The following is a 21,385-nucleotide window of genomic DNA, read 5'->3' as shown; positions in this document are numbered from 1 at the left end:
GTGTCGCGAAAGCCACTTTCGGGACGTCAGGTGTCTCGAAAGTGGCTTTCGCGACACGCGATGGGTCCCGAGTCTCGGCAAAGGAACGCCGCCGACTTACGTGGACCATGGCCCGACGGGGCCGAGAAAGAGACGGAGTAACTCCCTCCGTAATAAACATATAGCGCATGGGGGGACTTGCCACAAGACCCCGGTGATGCCTCAGACTCACTCGCCGTAGCCGAAACCTGGCGAAATGGGAGTCTGTGTCAACTCAGTGTCATGAAGAAGAGCTCCGGTCCGAACGCGAATACGTCGCCGGGCTCTACACGCGGCTGGACGCCGAACGCGCGCGGGTGAAGGGGGAGTTCCAGTCGGCGCTGGGCGGGACCGGCGGGACGGCCATGGAACGCGACGTCGAGGTGCGCGCGCTGGCCAGGGAGTCGAGGCGGCTGGACGTCGTCGACAACGGTCTGTGCTTCGGCAGGCTGGACAGTCTCGCGGGGGAGACCTCGTACATCGGCCGCATCGGGCTCTTCGACGAGGAGAACGACTACGAACCGGTGCTGCTCGACTGGCGGGCACCGGCGGCGCGCCCCTTCTACACCGCGACCGCCGCGACGCCGGAGAAGATGCGCCGTCGCCGTCAGTTCCACACGCACGGGCGTGAGCTGCTCGGTTTCACCGACGAGGTGTTCGGCCGTCCCGGCGGCGACGCGGAGGGTGACGCGGCGCTGCTGGCGGCCGTCAACGCGCCGCGCGGCGAGGGGATGCGGGACATCGTCGCGACGATCCAGTCCGAACAGGACGAGATCATCCGGCACGAGCATCCCGGGGTGCTGGTGATCGAGGGCGGTCCGGGCACCGGGAAGACCGTGGTGGCGCTGCACCGCGTCGCCTACCTGCTCTACACCCAGCGCGAGCGGATGGAACGCCACGGCGTGCTCGTGGTCGGGCCGAATCCGGCGTTCCTGCACCACATCGGCCGCGTCCTGCCGTCGCTGGGCGAGACCGACGTGGTGTTCATGACCACCGGCGATTTCGTCCCCGGCAAGCACGTCACCGCCGAGGACGGCCCCGAGGCCACCCGGCTCAAGGGTTCGCTGAAGATGCTGGACGTCCTCAAGGCCGCCGTCGCCGATCGCCAGCGGCTGCCGGTGGAGCCGGTGCTGATCGACCTCGCCGACGTCACCGTGCGGATCGACGCCGAGACCGCGGAATGGGCCAGGGACGAGGCGCGCAAGAGCGGGCTGCCGCACAACGAGGCGCGCGGGACGTTCACCGACATCGTCACCTACGTCCTGACCGAGCGGGCGATCGCGCGGATCGGGCGCGGCTGGCTCAGCCGGGACGACCGCGACGAATGGGAGCGGCTGCGGAAGGACCTGCTCAAGGAACTGGCGGAGAGCGAGACGTTCACCACCGCGCTCGACGAACTCTGGCCGATCCTGACGCCCGAAAGCCTGCTGGGCTCACTGCTTTCGTCCCCGGAGCGGCTTCGCGCGGCGGGCGCCGGCCAGGCGTTGCTGCGGGCCGAAGGGGAAGCCTGGACGGTGTCGGACATGCCGCTGCTCGACGAACTCGTCGACCTGCTCGGCCGCGACAAGACGGCGGACGCGGCGGCGGAGAAGGCGCTCGCGCGGGAGAAGAAGGCCGAAGCCGAGTACGCCGAAGGTGTGCTCGACACGATGAAGCTCGACCGTGAGGAGATGGACGAGGACGTCATGCTCTCGGCGGAGAACCTGCTCTTCGCCGACGAACTCGCCGACCGGTTCGTGGAGCACGACACGCGCAGCCTCGTCGAACGCGCCTCCGCCGACCGGGACTGGACGTACCGGCACGTCGTGGTCGACGAAGCGCAGGAACTGTCCGAAATGGACTGGCGGGTGCTGATGCGGCGCTGTCCCAACCGGTCGTTCACCGTCGTCGGCGATCTGGCGCAGCGCCGGTCCGAGGCCGGGGCGCGATCGTGGGACGCGATGCTGAAGCCGTACGTGCCGGGCCGCTGGGTCTACCGGTCGCTGACGGTGAACTACCGCACCCCGGCGGAGATCATGGCCGTCGCCGCGTCGGTGCTCGCCGAGTTCGCGCCGGACGTCCGGGCGCCGGAGTCGGTCCGGTCCAACGGGGTCCGGCCGTGGGCGCGGCAGGTCTCCGGGGAATCCCTCGCCGGCGCCATCGAGGAGTTCGTCAAAGACGAAGCCGGGCGTGAAGGCACGAGCGTCGTGATCGGTCCGCCCGGGGTGCCAGGCACGGTGCCCGCGTCGGAGACGAAGGGGCTCGAGTTCGACGCCGTCCTCGTCGTGGACCCGGAGCGGATCCTCACCCACGGCCCACGCGGTGCCGCTGAGCTCTACGTCGCGCTCACGCGCGCTACGCAGCGCCTCGGCGTCCTTCACGAGGCTCCGCTGCCGCCCGCACTGGCGGGCCTGAACGCGTAACTCGCGTGATCAGAGGCCGCACTCGCGTGATTGGAGGCGTAACTCACGAGTTACGCCTCCAATCACGTGAGTTACGCGTTCAAGCACGCGAGTGACGCCTAGCGCGTCGGGTCCTTGCCGTTCGGCTGCCGCGGGCCCGGCCCCGGAGACCACCAGCCGGGGACGACCTTCTCGCCGTGGACGATCGTCGGTGCGATCCCCTCGGTGAACGGCTCGACCTGCAGCAGCTGGCCCCAGGACTGGCTCGGCTGGCCGATCAGGTAGCTGGGCACCTCGGGTTCGGCCGCGACCTCTTCGAGCCAGCCGATCGGGCCACCGTTGGTGCTGGACGCCCAGTTCGCCTCGTCGGCGACGGTGCCGGGGGTGATCCGGTAGTCGGGCATCTTCGAGATGCCGTCGTGCGAGGTCACCGGCTGCACGCACGGGTAGACGAACGACGCCGGCCAGTCGACGTACACCTGCTTGCCCGCGATCTTCTCGGTCAGCGTGGTGAACGTCGGCACGCGCGGCGCGGACGCGGCGATCCAGCCGTCCTCGGTGAGGTCGTTGTCGACGATGTTGATCCGCACGGACGTCGTCTCGGCGGGGAGGTCGCGCAGGTTGATCCGGGTGTCGTTCCAGCCGTTCGTCCCGGCGCCCGGCGGCAGCACGAACTGGCTGCGGACGACCTTCACGCCTTCGCTGGTGTTCACGCCGTAGTCGAGGCTGACCGACGTCGGCCGCCGGGCCGCGCCCGCGGTCGCGACGACGATCTGGCCGTCGGCGGGCTTCTCGGAGAGGGCGTACCAGTCGCTGCGCAGCCGTCCTGCCCGCGTCTCGGGGTCGAGGAAGCTGCTCCACATCGGGACTTCGTCGGGTTTGAACCCGTGCGGCGGCTCGGCGAGGGGGTCCTTGTCGTCGATCGCGCGGGTGTGGAACCCGGTCTGCACGCGGCCGTTGTCCTGTTCGGGATCGGGCAGCGGCGGCGGGGTCTGCCCGGCCGGCGGCTCCTCCTTCTTCACCGGCACCGTCCGCTGTTCGGGCTGGGTGCGCAGGATGCTGGTCGCGGCGTCGCGTTCCACCATCACGTGGTCGGAGAGGTTGCAGCTCTTGCCGAACAGATGCCCGAAGTTCGCGGCGCCGAGGCTGTAGGACCCCGACTGGTTGTGGATCGCCCACGCCATGCTGACGAATTCGCCCGTCGCCATCAGGCCGCAGACGACCACCAGCGAGAGCGAACCGAGCCGCAGCGACCGGCTCCGTCCTTCCTGCGGTCCCGCCTGCAGGCCGGGCCGGTGGGCGCGGACGTTCTCCACGAACGCGTACACCCCGGAGATCGCGGCCGCGACCAGCAGGATCGTCGACAGCTGGATCCCGCCGATCGACGGCGCCACCGCCGTCCACTGCACGCCGAGTTTCGAGACGAACCAGTACGAGTTGGGCCCGGTCGCGGCCAGCGCGCCGACCACGAGCAGCCCGGCGAGGAACGCGGCGCGATTGCGCCTGGACCTCAGCACCGTCGAACTGGTCGCCAGCGCGGTCAACGCCGCCATGGCCGCACCGACCGCGGCGAACGCGCCGAAGTGGTGCGTCCACTTGGTCGGGGTCAGCGCCAGCAGCAGGAAGAACAGCGCGACCGTGCCGATCAGGCGGCGGCTGGGGCCGAGCGCGGCGCCCGGGATCCGGCCGCGGCGCAGCAGCACCACCAGGCAGGTCCCGGTGCACAGCAGCACCAGCAGCACGGGGAACCGGCGCGGCACGGAGCCGTCCGGCAGGCTTTCGAAGAGCAGCTGGTAGCGCGCGAGTTCCTGGAACCACGACAGGTTCGGGCCGACCAGGGTGCGGATCCGGGTCGCCTCCTGCACGGTGGCGAAGGTCTGGTCGGCGAACACCACGACCAGCACCAGCAGCCCGGCGGCCAGCACCGGCGCGAGCACCGGCAGCCAGCCGTTCTCGGCGCGCTGGCGGACCAGTTTGTACAGCGGGCGCGCGGCGACCAGGAACGGCGCGACCGCGATCAGCCCGGTCGGCGTCGCGGCCAGGGTGAATCCGGCGGCGGTCAGGCCGAGGCACAACGGCAGCAGGCGGCGGGTCACCAGCGCGCGCTCCACGGCGCAGATCGCCAGCAGCGAGCCGAGCGCGGCGACCGGTTCGGGCCGGACACCGTTGTTGAACGGCATCCACCAGACCAGGAAGACCGCGGCGGCGGCCCAGCCGGCGGCGCGGCTCGTGCGGACCTGCGTACCCAGGCGCGGCATGACCTCGCGGCTGATCAGCAGCCAGCTCAGCACGCCGAGCAGGAACGACGGGAGCCGGATCCACGGCGGCACCGTGCTGACGTGCGCCATCAGCTGGTACACGTGGTAGAACCAGCCGAACGGCGCCTCCGCGACCCCGAACCAGCGGTGGTAGTTCGTCAGGTAGCCGGTCTCTTCGGCCACTCTCGACATCGTGAGGATGTAGCCGTCGTCCGAGGTGACCGGCCCGATGAACACCCACGCGCCGAGCGCGATGATCACCGTCGCGTCGCGGGCGGTCAGCCGCCACCAGCCGACCGGCGCCCAGCGCGGCGCGCGGCGGGCGAACCCGGAGTCCATCCGCCACACCGCGATCAGGCAGCCGATGAACGACAGCGCCGCGATGACGCCGACGATCCACTTCCACACGGTCGGTGAGGTCTGGTAGCGGGTGTCCGGGACGACCGAGACGTGCAGTCCGGCGATCGGGTCCTTGCCCGCGTTGATCGACGAGTAGATCCCGACCAGCCGCGGCCGGACGTCGCCCTCGGCATGGAACACCACGGTCTGGGCGACGGTCAGCGTCATCTGGTTCGCGTCGGCCGACAGTTTGACGTCGCAGTTGTTCTCCGGCAGCGGCTGCTGCACGATCTGCTGACCCTGGCTGGAGGCGAGCAGCACGCCGTTGTCGATCCGCAGCTGCAGGCCGACGCCCTTGCCCGCGCGCGGGTCGGTGCGGCCGTCGGGCACGGTGGAGAACAACAGCGCCTGGCCCTGCGAACGCGCGTCCAGCGACCGGACGGTCGTGCACGGCAGGTCGACGCGCAGGTCCTGTGCCCAGTACCCGGTCAAGGGCGCGTTGACGGAGCGGGTGTCGCCGCCCGTTGGCCAGACGACCTCCGCTGTGTCCTGCACCACCGGCAGGAAGGGGAAAGCCAACGCGCACAAGGCGGACAGCAACCCCAGCGTGACAGCGATCAGACGCATCGGCGCAACGCTAACGGGTCTGGTCCGAACGGCTTACGCAGGGCTGCCCTTCGCCGTGCCGCTCAACCAGGTTAGGGCGTCCTGGACTGTCGTCACGCTGGCCGTTTCCGGCCGCGACGGCCGTCGGACGACGACCACCGGAAGGCCGAGCCCGCGGGCGGCTGTGAGCTTCGCCGCGGTCATCTCGCCGCCGCTGTCCTTGGTGACGAGGACCTCGATCCCGTGCCGCTCCATGAGCGCGTGTTCGTTCTCCACCGTGTACGGCCCGCGGTCCAGCAGGATCTCGTGACGCCGGGGGAGCGGCACCTCGGGCGGGTCGACGCAGCGGATCAGGAACCAGAGATCCAGCCCGGCGAAGGCGGCGAGCCCTTGCCGTCCACTGGTGAGGAACACGCGGTCGCCGAGCGCTGGGAGCAGCCGCGCGGCGTGGTCGAGGTCGTCGGCCCAGTGCCAGGTGTCGTCGGGCTGTTCGGTCCAGCCGGGCCGGGCGAGCCTGAGCAGCGGGGTGCCGGTTTCCCGTGCCGCGATGGCCGCGTTGGCGCCGATGCGTTCGGCGAAGGGATGGGTGGCGTCGATCACCGCGTCGACGTCGTTCTCGGTCAGCCAGCGTGCGAGACCCTCCGGGCCGCCGAAGCCGCCGACGCGGGTCTCGCCGTGAGGCAGCTTCGGTCGCGCGACGCGGCCCGCGAGCGAGGACACGACGTGCTCGCCACGCGCCACGAGTTCCTTCGCGAGCTCGCGTGCTTCGCCGGTGCCGCCCAGGATCAGCAGGTTCATCGGGTCACGGCCGCGCGCCACCGCTCCAGCGTGCGCAGGTTCGCGAGCGTCTCCGCCCAGGTGAGTTCCGGCGCCTGCCGGTCTTCGAGGTGTGTGGCGACGTGGTCGGCTTCGCGAGCGAAGAGGCCTTGAGTCGCTTCGACCTCGATCACCTCGGGCTCGCCGCCTTCGGGCGTGAGGATGATCTGCGAGGTCTTCGGTTTGCGCATTTCGTGGATCCACGCCGGTTTCGGCACGTACAGCTGCCCTTCCGAGCCGTACACGCGGATGTGGTCGTCCTGCGTCAGCTGGAAACCGCAGGCCAGCTGCGCGAGGACCCCGCCGGGCAGCCGCAGGAGCCCGAACGAAACCTCGTCGACGCCGTTCTCGTCGAGTCTCGCCATCCCGAGCACCTCTTCGGGCTCGACGACGTCCTGCCCGGTCGCCGCCTGCGAGACCAGCCGCGCGAGCGACGTGCAGTAACAGCCGACGTCGAAGATCCCGCCGCCGCCCAGCGCGGGGTCGGTGAGCCGGGGGACGGCGAAGTTGTAGCTGAAGGTGACGTCCACGGCGCGGACCTCGCCGATGGCGCCGCAGGAGATCAGCTCGGCCAGCCGCCGGATCTGCGGATGCAGCCGGTACATGAACGCCTCCATGAGGAAGACGTCGTTGGCGCGGGCGGCGTCGATGACCTTCTCGGCTTCGGCGACGGACATCGTCAGCGGTTTCTCGCACAGGATGTGCTTGCCGGCTTCGGCCGCGCGGATCGCCCATTCGCCGTGCAGGGGATGCGGTGTCGAGATGTAGATCGCGTCGACGTCGGGATCGGCGAGCAGGTCTTCGTAGGCGCCGTAACATTTCGGGATCTCGAACCGGCTCGCGAACTCGGCCGCCCGGTCACCGGAGCGCGCGGCGACGGCTTCGAGGACGCCGTGTTTGCTCTCTTCGACGCCCGCCGCGAACTCGGCGGCGATGGTCCCGGCGGCCAGCAGGCCCCAGCGAACGCTTTTAGGATGACCCAGTTTCACAGCGACTCCGGTTGGTTGGCGCGATCGCGGGTGGCCGAGTACAGGAAACTGTCGGGAAACCCTTCGGCGGCAAGGACTTTCCCGACGAAGATCATCGCCGCGCGGCTGATCCCGGCCTCGCGGGACAGCGCCGCGATGGTGCCGAGTGTGCCGCGCAGCACCTGCTCACCGGGCTGGCTCGCCAGCGCGACCACCGCCGCCGGGCAGTCGTCGGGGTAGAACGGCCGCAATTCGTCGACTACCTGCTCGATGCGGTTGATCGCCAGATGCAGCGCGAGGGTGGTGCCGGTGCGCGCGAAGTTCTCGAGCGTTTCCCCTGGTGGCATGGCGGTCGACCGGGCCTGCGCGCGCGTGATGACCAGGCTTTGCCCGACCTCGGGCACGGTCAGTTCGCGGTTGAGCAGCGCGGCCGCGGCGGCGAACGCGGGCACGCCCGGCGTGACGTCGTAGGGAACGCCGGCCGCGTCGAGGCGGCGCATCTGCTCGGCGACCGCGCTGTAGATCGACGGATCGCCGGAGCAGAGCCGCGCGATTTCGTGGCCCTTCCCGTGAGCCTCGACCATGCGCTCGACGATCGCGGGCAGGTCGAGGTTCGCGGTGTCGACGAGCACCGCGTCGTCCGGGCAAAAGGCGAGCAGGTCCGTGGGCGTCATGCTCCCGGGGTACAGGCAGGTCTCGCAGCGGCCGAGCAGGTCACGGCCCCGGACGGTGATGAGGTCGGCCGCGCCCGGACCCGCGCCGATGAAGTGGACTGTCACGACTTGCTCCATTGGGTCACGGCTCGCGCCGGGGTCCAGCCGGTGAATCCGCCCAGGGGCGCGGCCTGTTCGACGGCGACGCGGATCAGCTCCCCGCCGTGTTCGCCGTACGCGCGGGCCAGGGCCTGTTCGGATTCGAGGGTCACGCCGTGCGCCACGATTCGCGCGCCGGTCGCCAGGCAGGCGTCGAGAACACCGGGCACGGTCAGCCCGCCGCCGATGAAGATGGCTTGCGGTTCGGCCAGCCCTTCGAGTGCTTCCGGCGCCGCGCCGATCACCACTTCGAGTTCCGGGACGCCGAGCGCGTCGGCGTTCCGGGTGATCCTGGCGGCTCGCTCGGGCGACCGCTCGATCGCGATCGCCCGGTTCAGGGGATGCACGCGGGACCACTCGATCCCGACGCTGCCCGCACCCCCGCCGACGTCCCACAGCAGCTCGCCGGGTGACGGCGCGAGCCTGGCCAGCGCGGACGCGCGAAGGTCGCGTTTGGTGAGCTGTCCGTCGTGCTCGAAGACGTCGTCGGGGAGGCCGGTCAGCGGCAGCGCGGGTCCGTCGGCCTCGATGGCGAACACGGTCAGCGTGCCGGGGCCGACCCGCTCGTCCGGGCCGCCGAGGTCGGACAGCGCGGTGACGCGGCTCTTGCCGTAGCCGCGGGCTTTGAGCAGGTCGAGCAGGTCTTCGGCGTTCGCGCCGAGGACGAGGATCTTCCGGCCGGGCGCCAGTACACGGTTCACCCGGCCGATCGCGCGGCCGACGACGGTGACGACCTCGGTCTCTTCCGCCGGCCAGCCGAGCCGCGCGCGAGCGAGCGTCACCGAGGAGAGCGCGGGCAGGACCTCGACGTCGTAGCCGCGCTGGATCAGCGTCGTGCCGATGCCGGACAGCAGGGGATCGCCGCTGGCCAGCACACAGACGCGGCCCTCCCGCTCGGCGAGGAAGGCGTCCAGGCCGGGCAGCAGCGGGCTCGGCCAGGGTTCGCTTTTCATCCCGGCGGGCAGGTACGCGAGCTGCCGCGGCGAGCCCACCACCACGTCGGCGTTCAGCACCGCTTCCCTGGCCTGCGAGGACAGGCCGGGCCAGCCGTCGGCCCCGATCCCGACGACCGTCAGGGGTGATTTTTCGCGCACCTCGGTCACGCTAGACGACGGAATTCCTATGCGATGATCGGCCGGAGGTCGTCGACGACAGGAGAGCTGTGAAGCCGTACCCGTTCACCGCCGTTGTGGGGATGCCGGAGCTGCGCCTGGCGCTGGTGCTTTCCTCGATCTCGCCCGCCGTCGGCGGGGTGCTGGTGCGCGGGGAGAAGGGCACGGCGAAGTCGACGATGGTGCGCGCGCTGGCCGGTCTGCTTCCCGGCGTCGACGTCGTGGACGCGTGCCGTTTCTCCTGTGACCCCGTCGAACCCGACCCGGCCTGCCCGGACGGGCCGCATGCCGAAGGTTCGCCCGCGCATCGCCGTCCCGCGCGGCTCGTGGAGCTGCCGGTCGGCGCGGCCGAAGACCGCGTGATCGGTTCGCTGAACCTGGAACGCGCGCTCGCGGACGGCGTCACCGACTTCCAGCCCGGTCTGCTCGCGGCCGCGCATCGCGGGCTGCTGTACGTGGACGAGGTCAACCTCCTGCACGACCACCTGGTCGACACGCTGCTCGACGCCGCCGCCATGGGCCGCGCGACCGTCGAGCGCGAGGGTGTCTCGGTCTCGCACGCGGCCCGGTTCGTCTTGATCGGCACGATGAACCCCGAGGAAGGTGAACTGCGGCCGCAGCTGCTGGACCGCTTCGGGCTCACCGTGGAGGTCGCGTCCAGCCGGGATCCCGAACTGCGCGTCGAGGTCGTCCGCCGTCGGCTCGCCTACGAGGCGGATCCCGAAGGTTTCGCCGGCCAGTACGCCGCCGCCGACGCCGAACTCGCCGCGGACATCGAGGCGGCACAACGACTTCTGCCGTCGGTCAAACTGCCGGACGACGCGCTGCGGCAGATCGCCGAGGTCTGCGCGTCCTTCGAGGTCGACGGGATGCGCGCGGATATCGTGACCGCGCGGACCGCGGTCGCGCACGCCGCCTGGGCCGGGCGCACCGAGGTGACCACCGACGACGTCCGGGTCGCGGCCCGGCTCGCGCTGCCGCACCGTCGTCGCCGCAATCCCTTCGACGCGCCCGGGATCTCCGAGGAGCAGCTGGAGCAGGCGTTGCAGGACGCCGAGCCCGAAGGCCCGGGACCCGACGACGACGGCCCCGGTTCCGGTGCCCCTCCTGAGGGTGGCGAGGCTCCGCCGTCGGAGGGCGATAGCCAGGAGCCGTCGAGCGGCGGCAAGAGCGGCGGTGACCAGAAGCCGGTCGGCGCCGGGGAAGCCTTCCGTGCCAGGCGTTTCGAGGTGAAGGGCACCGGTGAGGGCGCCGCCGGACGCCGGTCGAGGGCGATCACCGACAACGGGCGGACCATCGGCGTCCAGTCCGCCGGGACCAAGGACGGGCATCCGCATCTGCTCGCGACCGTGCGCGCGGCCGCGCCACACCAACGGTCCCGCGGCCGTAGTGGCGCCGGGCTCGTGGTGCGGCCCCAGGATCTGCGGTTCGCGCGGCGGGAAGGGCGCGAGGGCAACCTGGTGCTGTTCTGCGTCGACGCGTCCGGCTCGATGGGCGCGCGGCAGCGGATGCGCGAGGTCAAGACCGCCGTGCTGTCGCTGCTGCTCGACGCGTACCAGCGTCGCGACAAGGTGGGCCTGGTGACCTTCCGCGCCTCCGGCGCCGAACTAGCGCTCCCGCCGACGATCAGTGTCGACGCCGCGGCGTCCCGTTTGGACGGTCTCGCGACCGGCGGCCGCACGCCGCTGGCCGAAGGACTTCTCGAAGCGGCAAGGGTTCTGCGGATCGAGGCGGTCCGTGATCCATTGCGGCGCCCGCTGCTCGTCGTCGTCACCGACGGCCGCGCGACCAGCGGCGCCGACGCCGTCCAGCGCGCGCGGCAGGCGGCCGGGCTGCTGGCCGGGAACGTGACCTCGATCGTGATGGACTGCGAGAGCGGGAAAATGCGGCTCGGGCTCGCCGCCGAACTGGCGGAACACCTTGGCGCGGAACACGTCCCGGTCGCCGAGGTCGCCGCCGACACCCTCGCGGGGACCGTCCGCACGCGTATTTCGGGAAGGGCGGCGTAATGCCACAGGGCAAACCGGAGACGGTGCCGAACGACGGGCTCACCACCCGTCAGCGTCGCAATCGCCCGCTGCTCGCCGTGCACACCGGCGAGATGAAGGGCAAGTCCACGGCCGCGTTCGGGATGGCGCTGCGCGCGTGGAACCAGGGCTGGTCGATCGGCGTGTTCCAGTTCGTCAAGTCGGCGAAGTGGCGCGTCGGCGAGGAGGCCGCGTTCCGTGCCCTCGGCAAGCTGCACGACGACACCGGGCAGGGCGGCGCGGTCGAGTGGCACAAGATGGGCGAAGGCTGGAGCTGGGCGCGCAAGTCCGGTTCCGAGGAGGACCACGCCGAGAACGCCCGCGAGGGCTGGGCCGAGATCAAACGCCGTCTCGCCGCCGAGACCCACGACTTCTACGTCCTCGACGAGTTCAGCTACCTGCTCAAATGGGGCTGGCTCGAAGTGGACGACGTCGTCTCGACGCTGACGGAGCGCCCCGGTCACCAGCACGTGGTGATCACCGGCCGGTACGCGCCGCCGGAGCTGATCGAGGCGGCGGACCTGGTCACCGAGATGACGAAGGTCAAGCATCCGATGGACGCCGGGCAAAAGGGCCAGCGAGGCATCGAATGGTGAACCGTGTGGTCATCGCCGCGCCCGGTTCCGGGCACGGCAAGACCACGATCGCCGCGGGCCTGATGGCGGCGTTGCGCGCGCGGGGGCTGAAGGTGTCCGGGCACAAGGTCGGGCCCGACTTCATCGACCCGAGCTACCACTCCCTCGCCACCGGACGGCCGCCGCGCAACCTCGACCCGTTCCTCCAGGGTGAGGATCGGCTGATCCCGTTGCTGCGGCACGGTTCCGCCGGTGCCGACATCGCGGTCATCGAAGGCGTGATGGGCCTGTTCGACGGGGCGCTCGGCACCGAGGGGTACGCGTCGACGGCGCATGTCGCGCGGCTGCTGGACGCGCCCGTGGTGCTGGTCGTGGACGCCTCGGCCGCGTCCCGCAGTGTCGCCGCGACCGTGCTGGGGTTCGCGCAGTACGACACGCGTGTCCGGCTGGCCGGGGTCATCCTGAACAAGCTGGGCTCTCAGCGGCACGCGGACGAGATCGTGACCGCGCTGGAGGCGACCGGCGTCCCGCTGCTGGGAACGTTGTACCGCAACGAAGAGATCCACGCGCCCAGCCGTCACCTCGGCCTGGTCCCGGCGGCGGAGCGGGCGAGCGAGTCGGCGCGGCTGTTGCCGGAGCTGGCCGCGTGGATCAGCGAGGGCGTGGACCTCGGCGCGATCGTGCAGGTCGCGCGATCGGCTTCGAGGCTTTCGGGGGAGGCTTGGCGGCCTCCGTTCTCGTATGACGGGCGCCGTACGGTGGTCGCCGCGGCGGCCGGTCCCGCGTTCACCTTCCGCTACACCGAGGCCGTCGAGCTGCTCGCCGCCGCGGGTGTCGACGTCGTCGATGTGGATCCGTTGCAGGACAAGGAACTTCCCGAAAGCTGTGCCGGACTTTACTTCGGTGGCGGCTTTCCCGAGGTGCACGCCGAGGAACTGTCGGCGAACGTCCCGCTGCGGACCGCGGTGGCGCGGGCCGTCGGTGACGGAATGCCCGTCGTGGCGGAATGCGCCGGGCTGCTGTACCTGTGCCAGGACATCGACGGGACACCGATGACCGGCGTCCTCGACGCCTCGGCCACCATGACGAAACGCGGGAAACTCGGCTATCGCAAGGCTTTCGCGCCCGCAGACAGCGTGCTCGCCGTCGCGGGCCAACGCGTCACCGGGCACGAGTTCCACCGCACGATCATCGAACCCGGCAGCGGCGCGACCCCGGCCTGGGGCTGGGATCGCACTCCCGACGGCTTCGCGTCGGCGTCGCTGCACGCGTCGTACCTGCACGTCCACTGGGCGGGCTACCCCGAACTCGCCGAACGGTTCGCCGCCGCGGTGCGCGCCCATGGCTGACTACGACCTCTGGCACCACGGTGATCGCGAGGTCGGCGAAGGTCTCGTCGATCTGGCGGTCAACGTCCGCCTTCCGGCGCCGCCCGCTTGGCTGCGCGCCGAACTGGTGGCGGCCCTCGACGATCTGGCCGCCTATCCGGACGTCACCGCCGCCACGGCCGCGGTCGCTTCCCGGCATTCGCTGCCGGAGTCCCAAGTCCTGGTGACTTCCGGCGCGGCCGAGGCCTTCACGTTGCTGGCCACGGCTTTGCGGCCGTCGCACGCCGTCGTCGTGCATCCGCAGTTCACCGAACCGGAAGCCGCTCTGCGCGCAGCCGGCCACGCCGTGCACCGGGTGGTGTTGTCTCCCGACGACGGCTTCCAGCTGGGCGAAGTTCCGGAAGAAGCCGATCTGGTCTTCGTCGGGAACCCCACGAACCCGACGTCCGTGCTGCACCCGGCCGCGGATCTGCTCGCGCTCGGGCGCCCCGGCAGGTTGGTGGTCGTCGACGAGGCCTTCCTCGACGCCGTCCCCGGCGAGACCGAAAGCGTTGCGGGACAACCCGGTTTCGTCGTGCTCCGCAGCCTGACGAAGACCTGGGGGATCGCCGGCCTGCGTGCGGGGTATGTGCTGGCGGACGAGTCCGTTGTGGACAGTCTGCGCGCGGTCCAGCCCCCGTGGTCGGTGTCGTCGCTCGCCGCCGTCGCCGTGGTGGCGTGCTGCCGCCCGGCGGCGCTGGAGGAAGCCGAAAAGCTGGCGGTGGCGGCGGAGGCGGATCGGGAGTATCTGGTGTCGGGCCTGACCGCTATGGGTGTCGAGGTGCTGGGAGAGCCCCGGGGGCCTTTCGTGCTCGTGCGGCTGCCTGGCGCCGACGGTGTCCGGGAGAGGCTGCGGGGGCGCGGATTCGCCGTCCGGCGTGGCGACACCTTCCCGGGACTGGACGCGCGGTACCTGCGGATCGCGGTGCGGGACCGGGAGACGGTGGACGCGTTCCTGGCTCACCTCCACAGCTCGATCACCGAGCAATAGCCGCTCTTGCCGAAGCCGGCGGCGACGGCCCGGTCCAGAAGTTCCTTGTTCCGGACCGGGATCTCGGTGTCGACGCCCTTCTCCTGACTGGTCTCGATGATGTGCTTCAGCGTCGTGACGTTCATTTCCAGCGAACCGGCCTCACCGGGGTACACGCCATCGTCGATGGTGGGCGCCTCGGCCTTGATGATCTCTCCGATCACCGAGGGCAGGAACCAGCCGACGGCGAGCTTCGTGAACTCGGCCGCCGGGACCCCGGCACTGCCGACGAGCGCGGCGGCGTGCAGGAATCCGTTCATCGACGAGTACATCATGCTCAGCAGCGCGGTGTTGTACAGCACGGCCAGGCCGGGTTCCGCGCCGAGATGGACCGGATCGCCCAGATCGGCCAAGGTTCCCTTGTATTCCTCGAAAACCTCGGCGGAACCGCTGTAGAGGAAGACCGAGCCGGGGTGGCCGACCATCGCGGGGGGAACCATGATGGCGCCGTCGAGATAGCCCGTTCCGTGCTGTTCGGCCCATCGGAGGGCCTCGTTCGCCTCCTTCGGCGTGCCGGAATTCAAATTCACCAATACGCGGCCTCGCAACGCTTCCCGAGCGGGGCCGAGCGCGGAGTACAGCGCGTCGTAGTCGGCGAGGCAGACCACGACCAGACGGCTCGCGGACACCGCGTCCACGATGTCGTCCGCCCGCCGGGCGCCTTTCGCCACCAACGGGCCGTCCTTGCCGGGGGAACGGTTCCACACCGTCACGTCGTGACCGCGGTCGAGCAGGGTGGCGGCGAGCGCGGCGCCCATCGGGCCGAGTCCGACGACGGTCACCGGGAGGTTCTGATCGGTCATGGGGCAAGGCTAAAGTCTCTCATCGATGTGAGAGTCAACTCCTGATCGTGTATTGGTTGTCTCATGCGGATCGGCGAACTGGTGCGGCGGACCGGCGTGCGGGAGCGGTTGCTCCGCTACTACGAGGAACAGGGCCTTCTGCACCCGGTGCGAAGGCCGAGTGGGTACCGCGAATATTCGGAAGCGGATGTCGCGCGGGTGCGCAACATCCGCACCCTGCTGTCCGCGGGGCTGGGCACCGCGACCATCGCCGAGGTGCTGCCGTGCATGGTCGATCTGGGGGACGGCCTGGCGCCCGCCTGCGTCGATCTGCTGCCCGAGCTGTACCGGGAGCGGGACCGGATCACTACGGCGATCGACGAGATGACGGCGACGCGGAAGGTGCTGGACGGCATCATCGCCGCGACCGTCCCGCACGCCGACGAGGTGGCCGAAGCACTGGCTCGTGAGCGGTAAGGACGGTTGGAACCGTCTTTGCCACTCACGACCAGCCGGGCCCTGGCGACCCCGCCCTCAACTGGAACCGGCTTCCTCGCTCACGACCATTCCGGCGCCCGAAATGGTTGGATGGACCGGTGAACTTCGTGATCGGCGTCTTCGATCTCTTCGCCTACACCATCCCCGGCGCGCTGTACGTCGCGTTCTTCGGCTACCTCGGGGCGAAACTCCACATCCTGACCGCGGCGAGCGTCGGTGGCGTGCCCACCGTGGTGCTGGTGGTCGTGATCGTGGTGCTGAGCTTCCTGCTGGGCTATCTGGCCTATCCGCTCGGGGAAGCGCTGGAGCGGATCGTGCCGCGAAGGCGGAACCGGGACGCGGCCCAGGATTTCGTCCGCCGGATGCCCGCCGCGAAAGACCGCCCCTTCCTGAAGGAGAACCCGCATCTCCTGCTGTGCGCGCTGCAACTGCACGACAAGGAGGTCGCGGCCGACGTCACGCGGCTGCGCGCGTCCGGGCTCATGGTGCGCAACTGCGCGCCGCCACTGTTGTTCGGCGCCATCGCCGCGATCGTCGAGATCTTCGCGGGCAAACACCCGTTCGTCGCCGCCGTCGTCGCGGTGCTGCTGCTGTTCTCGTCGCTCACTTTGGTTTCGCAGGGCCGGAAGCTCGGACTCTGGGCCGGGATGAAGACCTTCGAACTGTGCTTCTGGCTGCCGGAAATCGACGAGAAACTGGCGGCGGGGATCGTGAGTGGTAAGGGCGATTAGGGGCGGGTAGCCCAAAGGTGTCGTGTTCGAGCGCGGTGTCGGACGGCCTCGTTCCGCTGGACCGCGTCCCTCGCTGTGTGGGTTTTAGTGCGTTGGATGACCCGAAATCCACACAGTCCTGTGAAGCCCCCAAGCCTCAGAACGACAAGGCCAGCAAGACCCCCGCGACGGCGACCTCGACGCAGCCTCCGAGCACATCCCCGGTGACCCCGCCCAGCCGCTGAACACACCGCGCCAGCAACGCCGCCGCGGCCAGATACCCCAGCGCCACGGCGGCGAGCCCTTGCCACCACGGGAGTACCAGCGCCGCCGCGCCCGCGAGCACGGCGAACACCACCGTCGCCGCCCACACCGGGACCGAACCGGCGACGGTCGCGCCCAGCCCTTCTCCCCGGGCCGAGGGGACACCACGCGCGCAGCACAGCGAGAGCACCCCGCGTCCGGCGACGACCGCCACCGCGGCCGCCACGATCCCGTGCCCGGCCGAGATCGCCCCGGCCAGCGCGCCGGCCTGCACCAGCAGCACCAGCACCAGGGTCGCGATCCCGGTCGGCCCGGAATCCCCTCGGCGCATGACCTCCAGCGCCCGCGCGCGGTCGTACGAAGCACCGAGCCCGTCCGCCGTGTCGGCGAGTCCGTCCAGATGGAGCCCGCGGCTGCCCAGGGCCACCGCGCCCAGCGCGAGCGCCGCCGACGCGAACGCGGGCAGGCCGATCGACTCACCAAGGAAGACGATCAGCGAGGCGACGGCCGCGAGCGGCACGACGGCCAGCGGGGCGAGCACCATCGCGCCGCCCGCCACCTGCCGGTCGATCACCCCTGGCGCCGGCACCCGGACGGTGGTCAGGGTGCCGACGGCCATCTTCAGCGCGTCGGCGATCAAGCCAGATCCGCCAGCAGGCCCATGTCCGCGAGGATCGCCCGCGCCGCCCTCAGCGTCGGCACCGCCTGCACGGCGCCGCTGCCCTCGCCGAGCCGCAGCCCGAGGTCGAGGATCGGCTCCAGCCCGAGCGCCTTCAACGCGAAGGCCTGCGACGGCTCGGTCGACCGATGCCCGGCCAGCCACCACTGTTCGGCCCCCGGCGCGATTTCACGCGCGACGAGCGCGGCGGCCCCGGAGAAGACGCCGTCGAGCAGCACCGGAACCCCGCGGACCGCGGCCTGCACGAGAAAGCCCGCCGTCGCGGCGAGACAAGCGCTGCCGAGCTCTGTCAGCAACGTGAAGGGGTCCTTCACCGCACCGGACCTGACCAAAGCGGCCTCGACGACCGCGAGCTTCCGTGCCCGCGTGTCCTCGTCGATCCCGGTGCCCGTGCCGACGACGTCCTCCGGGAAGAGGCCGAGCAGCGAGGCGACCACGGCCGCGCAGATCGTCGTGTTGCCGATCCCCATGTCACCGGGGATCAGCAGATCCGCACCGCCGTCGATCTCCTCGTCCGCGATCGCCAGCCCGTGCTCGAACGCCGTCCGCGCCTCGCCCTCGGCGAGCGCGTCCTCGACGTCGATCGAACCCGAACCCCGCCGGACCTTGTGCGCGGTGACCTCGGCGGGCACGTCCGCGCCGTCCCAGTCCACCGCGATGTCGAGCACCCGCACCTTCGCCCCGGCCAGCCCGGCCAGCACGCTGACGCCGCTCTTCCCGGCCAGGAACACCCGCACCATCGCCGCGGTGATCTCGCGCGGATACGCCGACATCCCGGAAACCCCGTGGTCCCCGGCGAAGACGACCACACGGACGTCGTCGAGCGGCCGCGGCGGGACGACGCCGTGCGCGGCGCTGAGCCAGGCGGCCAGGTCTTCGAGCCGTCCGAGTGAACCCAGCGGTTTGACGAGGCCGTCCAGTCTGGCGCGCGCGGCGGCTTCGGCGGCGGCGTCCGGGGTGGCGATACGCATGGCGACTCCCTATGGCAGGTCGAGCATCCGTCCGGCGACGACCAGCACGGTCCGGTCGGACACCGCGGACACCCGGTTGTTCAGCGCGCCCAGCACATCACGGAACACGCGTCCGGACACCGTCGCGGGCACCACACCGCTGCCGACCTCGTTGCTGACCGCGATCACCGGCACGTCGGCCTGCGCCCACGCTGCCAGGAAGTCCTCCAGGCGGTCGTCGAGCCGCCGCTCCCAGCCCGTGCGCTGCTCCCAGGCGCCGACCTCGTCGAGCACCCGGCTGATCCACGTGCCGAGACAGTCGATGAGCAACGGATGTGTCGCCGTGCGCAGCACCGTGGCCAGGTCGGTGGTCTCCACCGTCTTCCAGTTGGCAGGGCGCCGCGCGCGGTGCGCGGCCACCCTGGCGGCCCATTCGGGATCTTCGGCGCTCGGCGGCAGCCCGGGCGCGACGTAGGTCAGGTGCGGGTGGCGGGACGCGAGCCGCTCGGCGTGGTGTGACTTCCCAGAGCGGACGCCGCCCAGTATCAGCACCTTGCCGTCGTCGCGCGAGTAGCGGCGAAGTGCGCGCGCGAGGGTCTCCAGGACCTTCGCGAGGCGGTGCGTCAGCTTGGTCATACCCCGCATTCTCGTGCACGCGCTACGGTTCGCCACGTGCCACTCCGACAAGCCGCCACCGCAGCCGGACTCGTGACCGGTTACGTCGCCGACGCCGTCTTCGGAGATCCACGCAGAAGGCACCCGGTCGCGGGTTTCGGCCGCGCCGCGCAAGCCCTCGAACAGCGGGTTTACGCGGATTCGAAGGTGCGGGGCGCGGCGTACACCGCGGTCTGCGCGGGCACGGTCACCGGATTGGGGGTCGCGGCCCAGTTCTGGACCCGCAAGCGCCCGTTCGCGCGGTTCGTGCTCACCGCGGCGTCCACCTGGGTGGTTCTGGGCGGCAAGGGGCTCGCGGCGGAGGGCACCCGCATGGCCCGGTTGCTCGACGACGGCGACCTGCCGGCCGCGCGGCAGCGGCTTTCGCATCTGTGCGCCCGTGACGCAACCGGGCTCGACACCGAACAACTCGCGCGGGCGACCACCGAGTCCATCGCCGAGAACACCTCCGACGCGGTCGTCGCGCCGTTGCTGTGGGGTGCGGTCGCCGGGATCCCCGGCCTGCTCGGTTACCGCGCGCTCAACACGCTCGACGCGATGGTCGGCTACCGGTCCCCGAAGTACGCCAACTTCGGCTGGGCGTCGGCGAGGACCGACGACCTGGCGAATCTGGTGCCGTCCCGGGTCGGCGCGGCGCTCACGGTCGCGTCGGCGCCCCTGGCGGGCGGCTTCGCCAAACCCGCGTTCCGGATCTGGTGCCGCGACGGGAAACACCATCCGAGCCCCAACGCGGGCCAGGTCGAGGCCGCCTTCGCCGGCGCGCTCGGGATCAGGCTGGGCGGGACGAACAGCTACGGCGGACGCACCGAACGCCGTGGCGTCCTCGGTGACGGCCGTGAGCCGGAACCGGTGGACGTGCGCCGCGCGGTCCGGCTGTCGAGGGCGGTCGGACTCGCCGCGCTCGCCGTCGCGGTGGCGGTCACGCGGTGAGCGGGCTGCTCGTCGCGGGGACGACGTCGGACGCGGGCAAGAGCCTGGTCACCGCCGCGTTGTGCCGCTGGCTCGCGCGCCGGGGCGTGCGGGTCGCGCCGTTCAAGTCCCAGAACATGTCGAACAACTCGATGGTGTGCGCGGACGGCGCCGAGATCGGCCGCGCGCAATGGCTCCAGGCGCGGGCGGCCCGCGTCAAACCCGAAGCCGCGATGAACCCGGTACTGCTGAAACCCGGGAGCGACCGCCGCAGCCACGTCGTCGCGCTCGGGAAACCCTTCGGCACGCTGGAAGCGGGGGAGTACGCCACGGGCCGGGCCGGGCTCGCGGAGATCGCCTTCGACACGTTCTCGTCGCTGCGGAAGCGTTTCGACGTCGTGCTGTGCGAGGGCGCGGGCAGCCCGGCCGAGATCAACCTGCGTGAAGGCGACTACGTCAACATGGGGCTGGCGCGGCGTTTCGGCCTGCCCGTGGTCGTCGTCGGCGACATCGACCGCGGCGGCGTCATGGCCGCGATGTTCGGCACCCTCGCCCTGCTGTCCGCCGAAGACCAGGCGCTGGTTTCGGGCTGGCTGGTCAACAAGTTCCGCGGTGACGTCGGCCTGCTGCGGCCGGGGTTGGAGACGCTGGAAAAGCTCACCGGCCGCGAGGTCTTCGGCGTGTTGCCCTGGCTCGACCAGGTGTGGATCGACTCGGAGGACGCGCTCGCCGCCGCGGGCTGGGGCGCTTCGGGCGGGTCGCTGCGGGTCGCCGTCGTGCGTTTTCCGCGTGCCTCCAACGCGACCGACGTCGACGCGCTCGCCGCCGAGCCCGGGGTCTCGGTCGCGCTGACCGCCGATCCGGACACGGTCCGGTCCGCCGATGTGGTGATCCTGCCGGGTTCCCGCGCGACCGTGGACGACCTGGCGTGGCTGCGGGCGCGTGGTCTGGCGGACGCCGTGCGCGCGCGGGCCGAGGCGGGGCGCCCGGTGCTGGGGATCTGCGGCGGCTATCAGATGCTGGCCGCCGAGATCGAGGACGACGTCGAATCCGGCGCCGGAACGGTTCCTGGGCTCGGCCTGCTGCCGACCCGCGTCTCGTTCAGCGCCGACAAGGTACTGGCCCGCCCGACGGGTGAGTGGCGCGGGCAATCCGTGGAGGCGTACGAGATCCACCACGGCACCGTGGCCGCCACCGGCCCCGCCGAGTCCTTTTTGGACGGATACCGGCGGGGCGCGGTATGGGGCACGATGTGGCACGGGGCCTTCGAGAACGACGGTTTCCGCCGCGCCTGGCTGGGCGAGGTGGCGGACTGGTCGCCCGCCGCCGGGGCACCGGGGTTCGGCGCGCTGCGGGAAGGCATGCTGGACCGGCTCGCCGACGCCGTCGAGGAGCACGTCGACACCGCACGCCTGCTGCGCCTCATCGAGGACGGCGCCCCCGGCGACCTGCCTTTCGTGCCGCCGGGCGTCCCCTGACGCGAATTGCTATTGAGGACGGGCACTGTGTGGATTTTGGGGCGTTGGATGACCGGAAATCCACACGGTCCCCGCGTGACCGGTCCGGTCACGACGGCCAGACCGCCGCACCCGGCGCCACCTTTGCCCTT

At 71.0% G+C, this 21,385-nt stretch carries 18 protein-coding genes; 9 read left to right on the top strand and 9 right to left on the bottom strand.

Features of this window, described 5'->3' with window-relative positions:
* Positions 1-245: 245 nt before the first annotated feature.
* Positions 246-2,420: an RNA polymerase recycling motor ATPase HelR gene (gene helR, locus H4W30_RS31515; RefSeq protein ID WP_192746099.1), complete on the top strand. Its 2,175-nt coding sequence runs from the start codon at positions 246-248 to the stop codon at positions 2,418-2,420.
* A 98-nt stretch (positions 2,421-2,518) separates the two neighbouring features.
* Here helR and H4W30_RS31510 read toward each other — a convergent pair whose 3' ends face one another.
* Genes H4W30_RS31510 through cbiE form a run of 5 tightly spaced genes read right to left on the bottom strand, consistent with a single transcriptional unit; the run spans position 2,519 to position 9,301 of the window.
* Positions 2,519-5,623 carry an arabinosyltransferase domain-containing protein gene (locus H4W30_RS31510; RefSeq protein WP_192746098.1) on the bottom strand — a complete coding sequence of 1,035 codons (3,105 nt, stop codon included), beginning with the start codon at positions 5,621-5,623 and terminating at the stop codon, positions 2,519-2,521.
* A 33-nt stretch (positions 5,624-5,656) separates the two neighbouring features.
* On the bottom strand, positions 5,657-6,400 hold the full coding sequence (locus H4W30_RS31505; RefSeq protein ID WP_192746884.1) for a cobalt-precorrin-6A reductase: 744 nt from the start codon (positions 6,398-6,400) through the stop codon (positions 5,657-5,659).
* On the bottom strand, positions 6,397-7,407 hold the full coding sequence (locus H4W30_RS31500; protein ID WP_318780699.1) for a Gfo/Idh/MocA family protein: 1,011 nt from the start codon (positions 7,405-7,407) through the stop codon (positions 6,397-6,399). Before H4W30_RS31500 ends, H4W30_RS31505 begins: the two co-directional genes overlap by 4 nt.
* Positions 7,404-8,165, bottom strand: a complete 762-nt coding sequence (gene cobM, locus H4W30_RS31495) for a precorrin-4 C(11)-methyltransferase (RefSeq protein ID WP_192746097.1) — start codon at positions 8,163-8,165, stop codon at positions 7,404-7,406. Before cobM ends, H4W30_RS31500 begins: the two co-directional genes overlap by 4 nt.
* Positions 8,162-9,301, bottom strand: a complete 1,140-nt coding sequence (cbiE, locus tag H4W30_RS31490) for a precorrin-6y C5,15-methyltransferase (decarboxylating) subunit CbiE (RefSeq protein ID WP_192746096.1) — start codon at positions 9,299-9,301, stop codon at positions 8,162-8,164. Before cbiE ends, cobM begins: the two co-directional genes overlap by 4 nt.
* Before the next feature lie 59 nt (positions 9,302-9,360).
* On the opposite strand from cbiE, the gene H4W30_RS31485 reads away from it, so the two are divergent.
* Genes H4W30_RS31485 through cobC form a run of 4 tightly spaced genes read left to right on the top strand, consistent with a single transcriptional unit; the run spans position 9,361 to position 14,270 of the window.
* Positions 9,361-11,319 carry a putative cobaltochelatase gene (locus H4W30_RS31485; protein WP_192746095.1) on the top strand — a complete coding sequence of 653 codons (1,959 nt, stop codon included), beginning with the start codon at positions 9,361-9,363 and terminating at the stop codon, positions 11,317-11,319.
* Entirely contained in the window at positions 11,319-11,933 is a 615-nt protein-coding gene (gene cobO, locus H4W30_RS31480) for a cob(I)yrinic acid a,c-diamide adenosyltransferase (protein WP_192746094.1), read from the top strand. Before H4W30_RS31485 ends, cobO begins: the two co-directional genes overlap by 1 nt.
* The gene (locus H4W30_RS31475; RefSeq protein WP_192746093.1) at positions 11,927-13,261 is read left to right on the top strand and encodes a cobyrinate a,c-diamide synthase; all 1,335 of its coding nucleotides are present in this window, start codon (positions 11,927-11,929) and stop codon (positions 13,259-13,261) included. The genes cobO and H4W30_RS31475 overlap by 7 nt, the downstream gene beginning before the upstream one ends.
* The gene (gene cobC, locus H4W30_RS31470) at positions 13,254-14,270 is read left to right on the top strand and encodes an Rv2231c family pyridoxal phosphate-dependent protein CobC (protein WP_192746092.1); all 1,017 of its coding nucleotides are present in this window, start codon (positions 13,254-13,256) and stop codon (positions 14,268-14,270) included. The genes H4W30_RS31475 and cobC overlap by 8 nt, the downstream gene beginning before the upstream one ends.
* Here the strand turns inward: cobC and H4W30_RS31465 are convergent.
* Positions 14,240-15,112 carry an NAD(P)-dependent oxidoreductase gene (locus H4W30_RS31465; RefSeq protein WP_192746091.1) on the bottom strand — a complete coding sequence of 291 codons (873 nt, stop codon included), beginning with the start codon at positions 15,110-15,112 and terminating at the stop codon, positions 14,240-14,242. The genes cobC and H4W30_RS31465 overlap by 31 nt on opposite strands.
* Positions 15,113-15,175: 63 nt before the next feature.
* Between H4W30_RS31465 and H4W30_RS31460 the strand changes: the two genes are divergently transcribed.
* Positions 15,176-15,568 carry a MerR family transcriptional regulator gene (locus tag H4W30_RS31460; RefSeq protein WP_192746090.1) on the top strand — a complete coding sequence of 131 codons (393 nt, stop codon included), beginning with the start codon at positions 15,176-15,178 and terminating at the stop codon, positions 15,566-15,568.
* Positions 15,569-15,687: 119 nt separating this feature from the next.
* Positions 15,688-16,320 carry a hypothetical protein gene (locus H4W30_RS31455; protein ID WP_192746089.1) on the top strand — a complete coding sequence of 211 codons (633 nt, stop codon included), beginning with the start codon at positions 15,688-15,690 and terminating at the stop codon, positions 16,318-16,320.
* A 136-nt stretch (positions 16,321-16,456) separates the two neighbouring features.
* Here the strand turns inward: H4W30_RS31455 and H4W30_RS31450 are convergent, their stop codons facing one another.
* From H4W30_RS31450 to H4W30_RS31440, 3 genes are read right to left on the bottom strand one after another with little or no spacing between them, the layout of a single operon-like run.
* The gene (locus tag H4W30_RS31450; RefSeq protein ID WP_192746088.1) at positions 16,457-17,203 is read right to left on the bottom strand and encodes an adenosylcobinamide-GDP ribazoletransferase; all 747 of its coding nucleotides are present in this window, start codon (positions 17,201-17,203) and stop codon (positions 16,457-16,459) included.
* The gene (gene cobT, locus H4W30_RS31445) at positions 17,200-18,213 is read right to left on the bottom strand and encodes a nicotinate-nucleotide--dimethylbenzimidazole phosphoribosyltransferase (protein ID WP_192746087.1); all 1,014 of its coding nucleotides are present in this window, start codon (positions 18,211-18,213) and stop codon (positions 17,200-17,202) included. The genes H4W30_RS31450 and cobT overlap by 4 nt, the downstream gene beginning before the upstream one ends.
* A gap of 9 nt (positions 18,214-18,222) precedes the next feature.
* A complete protein-coding gene (locus H4W30_RS31440; protein WP_192746086.1) occupies positions 18,223-18,828 on the bottom strand; it encodes a bifunctional adenosylcobinamide kinase/adenosylcobinamide-phosphate guanylyltransferase in 606 nt (201 codons plus the stop codon).
* A 36-nt stretch (positions 18,829-18,864) separates the two neighbouring features.
* On the opposite strand from H4W30_RS31440, the gene H4W30_RS31435 reads away from it, so the two are divergent.
* Both H4W30_RS31435 and H4W30_RS31430 read left to right on the top strand, forming a co-directional pair.
* Positions 18,865-19,797, top strand: a complete 933-nt coding sequence (locus tag H4W30_RS31435; protein ID WP_192746085.1) for a cobalamin biosynthesis protein — start codon at positions 18,865-18,867, stop codon at positions 19,795-19,797.
* A complete protein-coding gene (locus tag H4W30_RS31430; RefSeq protein ID WP_192746084.1) occupies positions 19,794-21,254 on the top strand; it encodes a cobyric acid synthase in 1,461 nt (486 codons plus the stop codon). The genes H4W30_RS31435 and H4W30_RS31430 overlap by 4 nt, the downstream gene beginning before the upstream one ends.
* Positions 21,255-21,385: the final 131 nt, after the last annotated feature.

It is taken from the genome of Amycolatopsis roodepoortensis, from assembly GCF_014873915.1.
In the GTDB taxonomy this organism is placed as follows: domain Bacteria; phylum Actinomycetota; class Actinomycetes; order Mycobacteriales; family Pseudonocardiaceae; genus Amycolatopsis; species Amycolatopsis roodepoortensis.
The sequence above is the reverse complement of the archived record's forward strand: the minus strand, read 5'-3'. Positions and strand labels throughout refer to the sequence as shown.